At 72.3% G+C, this 3283-nt stretch carries 4 protein-coding genes; all 4 read left to right on the top strand.

What is annotated here, in order from left to right; genetic code table 11:
* The coding region (locus ABD236_RS30745; RefSeq protein ID WP_344079378.1) for a Pro-rich N-terminal domain-containing protein at nt 1-690 on the top strand (690 nt) is incomplete at its 5' end.
* Between the two features lie 219 nt (nt 691-909).
* Nucleotides 910-2016: a M24 family metallopeptidase gene (locus ABD236_RS30740; protein ID WP_344079376.1), complete on the top strand. Its 1107-nt coding sequence runs from the start codon at nt 910-912 to the stop codon at nt 2014-2016.
* A 60-nt stretch (nt 2017-2076) separates the two neighbouring features.
* The gene (gene efp, locus ABD236_RS30735) at nt 2077-2643 is read left to right on the top strand and encodes an elongation factor P (protein ID WP_344079373.1); all 567 of its coding nucleotides are present in this window, start codon (nt 2077-2079) and stop codon (nt 2641-2643) included.
* A 2-nt stretch (nt 2644-2645) separates the two neighbouring features.
* Nucleotides 2646-3077 (top strand): transcription antitermination factor NusB, encoded by a 432-nt coding sequence (gene nusB, locus ABD236_RS30730; RefSeq protein WP_344079371.1) that lies wholly within the window; start codon nt 2646-2648, stop codon nt 3075-3077.
* The last annotated feature ends 206 nt before the right edge of the window (nt 3078-3283 follow it).

Genomic DNA, 3283 nt, shown 5'->3' with positions numbered 1-3283 from the left:
GCCCCCGCCCCCGGCTGGCACGCCTCGGCGCCCCAGCACGCCCCGGCGGCGCCGTCCCGGGACACCACCGGGCATGTGGCGCTGCCGCCGGGCGGCCCCGTGCCGTTGCCGCAGGCCCCGGAGGGCACCGGCGTCACCACGCTCGCGGTGCTGCTGATAGGCCCGGCGGGCGCCGGCAAGACCACGGTCGCCCGCTACTGGGCCCAGCACCGCCGCGTCCCCACCGCCCACATCAGCCTCGACGACGTGCGCGAATGGGTCTGCGCGGGCTTCGCCGACCCCCAGTCGGGCTGGAACGACCACTCCGAGGCGCAGTACCGCCTGGCCCGCCGCACCTGCGGCTTCGCCGCGCGCAACTTCCTGGCCAACGGCATCTCCTGCATCCTCGACGACGCGGTCTTCCCGGACCGCCCGGTGGTCGGCCTCGGCGGCTGGAAGCGCCACGTGGGCCCCGGCCTGCTCCCCGTGGTCCTCCTGCCCGGCCTGGACATCGTCCTGGAGCGCAACGCCGAGCGCTCCGGCAACCGCCGCCTGTCGGACGAGGAGGTCGCGGGCATCCACGGCCGCATGGCCGGCTGGTACGGCTCGGGCCTGCCCATCATCGACAACTCCCAGTACGACGTCCCCACCACGGCCCGCCTCCTGGACGACGTCCTGGCGAGAGCGATCGCGAGCCCGCCGAGCTGGTGAACCCAAGGCCCGAAGGGCCGAGGTCTCAGGGGCGCGGGGCTGTGACATCTGCGGCTCCGCCGCGCGGGCGCGACCAGCCCAGGACGGCCCGCGGCAGAAGAACAACCGGGGCGAAGCCCAAAGCCGGTCCGGCCACTGAGGACGACCCGGCCACCGGGACGGCCCCCGGTCGGACGCGCAGAACCGGCACACCCCCGACCCCCCTCATACGCTCGACGCATGTCAGAGGTGTACGCGCTCCGACGCGCCTGGCTCCGCGACCGCTCCGCGGCCGCCGGAAGCGCCGCCGCACTGGTCTCGCGCCCCGCGAACGTCCGCTATCTCGCGGGTGGCGCCCCACCCGGCGCCGTCCTGCTGCTGGGGCCCGCGGAGGACGTCCTGCTCTGCCCCCGTACGCCGACCGGCGACCTCGTGGAGGGGCGGCTCGACGAGCAGCTGCGGGTCACCGTGCTGCCCACGCCCTCGGGCGACCCCGCGGTGGCCGCCGCCGACCTCGCCCAGGCCAGCGGCGCCGACTCGCTCAGCGTCGAGGAGCACGACCTCACGGTCTCCCGGCACCGCGCGATCGGCTCGGTCGCGCCCCGGCTGCTGCTCGCCGACCTCGGGGGAGCGGTCGAGCAGAAGCGGCTGGTCAAGGACGAGGAGGAGATCGCGTGTCTGCGTATCGCGGCCGAGATCGCCGACCAGGCGCTCGGTGAGCTCCTGGAGTCGATCCTGGTCGGCCGCACCGAGCGCCACCTCGCCCTGGAGCTGGAGCGCCGCCTGGTCGACCACGGCGCCGACGGGCCGGCCTTCACCACCTCCGTCGGCACCGGCCCCAACTCCGGCCGCGGCGGCCACCGGCCCTCGGACCGACGGGTCGAGGAAGGGGATTTCCTCTCCGTCTGCCTCGGCGCGACCTACCGCGGCTACCGCTGCGAGATCGGCCGCACCTTCGTCATCGGGACCACCCCGGCGGACTGGCAGATCGAGCTCTACGACGTCGTCTTCGCCGCTCAGCGGGCCGGGCGGGAGGCGCTGGCGCCGGGCGCCGAGTACCGTGCGGTGGACCGTGCGGCGCGCCAGGTGCTGGACGCGGCGGGCCACGCCGAGGGCCTGGGCGCGTGCACCGGACACGGCGTCGGCCTCGAAATCAGCGAGGACCCGCAGCTCGCACCTGGAGCCATGGGTAAACTGGACGCTTGCGTGCCGGTCACCGTCGAACCGGGGGTCCACCTCCCGGGCCGGGGTGGTGTCCGAATCGATGACACGCTCGTCGTCCGCCCCGAGGCGGATGGCGGGCCAGAGCTACTCACCATCACGACCAAGGAACTGCTCGCGCTCTAGTCCCGCGCTGTGCCGCGCACCCTCGGTCCCACCAGCTTCAGTCCAGGAGATTCCGCAACCGTGGCTTCCACGAACGACCTCAAGAACGGCATGGTGCTCAAGCTCGACGGGGGCCAGCTCTGGTCCGTCGTCGAGTTCCAGCACGTCAAGCCCGGCAAGGGCCCGGCCTTCGTGCGCACCAAGCTCAAGCACGTGCTCTCCGGCAAGGTCGTCGACAAGACCTTCAACGCCGGCACGAAGGTCGAGTCCGCCACCATCGACCGCCGTGACATGCAGTTCTCCTACATGGACGGCGAGTACTTCGTCTTCATGGACATGGAGACCTACGACCAGCTGCACATCGACCGGAAGAACGTCGGCGACGCCGCCAACTTCCTGATCGAGGGCTTCACCGCCTCCGTCGCGCAGCACGAGGGCGAGGTGCTCTACGTGGAGCTGCCGGCCGCCGTCGAGCTCGTGATCCAGGAGACCGAGCCGGGTGTCCAGGGCGACCGCTCCACCGGTGGCACCAAGCCCGCCATCCTGGAGACCGGCCACCAGATCCAGGTCCCGCTCTTCATCACCACCGGTGAGAAGGTCAAGGTCGACACCCGTACCAGCGACTACCTCGGCCGGGTGAACAGCTAACCGTGGCTGCCCGGAACAAGGCGCGCAAGCGCGCCTTCCAGATCCTCTTCGAGGCCGACCAGCGCGGTGAGTCCGTGCAGACGGTCCTCGCGGACTGGGTGCGCCACTCGCGGTCCGACGACCGCCAGCCGCCGGTCAACGAGTACACGATGCAGCTCGTCGAGGGGTACGCGCAGTACGAGGCGCGCATCGACGACCTGATCTCCACGTACTCCGTCGACTGGACGCTCGACCGGATGCCGGTCGTCGACCGGAACATCATCCGGCTCGGCACGTACGAGCTGGTCTGGGAGGACGAGACGCCGGACGCCGTCGTCATCGACGAGGCGGTGCAGCTGGCGAAGGAGTTCTCCACGGACGACTCCCCGGCCTTCGTGAACGGCCTGCTGGCCCGTTTCAAGGACCTCAAGCCGAGCCTGCGCCGGGACGCCTAGTCCCCCGCCGGACACACGAAGGGGCCCGCTGTACGCACGTACAGCGGGCCCCTTCGTCATGTACGGGCCCAGGAGCCCCGGCCGGGCGCCCGGGGCACGCCCGGCCGCGTGGGGCGCGCAGAAAGCCACAGAGCCACGCGGAAAGCCACCGGGCCGCACATCGAAGCCACCGGGCCGCGCAGAAACGCCGCCGGGCCGGCCAGGGA

The organism is Streptomyces crystallinus, from assembly GCF_039521265.1.
In the GTDB taxonomy this organism is placed as follows: domain Bacteria; phylum Actinomycetota; class Actinomycetes; order Streptomycetales; family Streptomycetaceae; genus Streptomyces; species Streptomyces crystallinus.
This window is presented reverse-complemented; position numbering and strand designations above follow the sequence as displayed.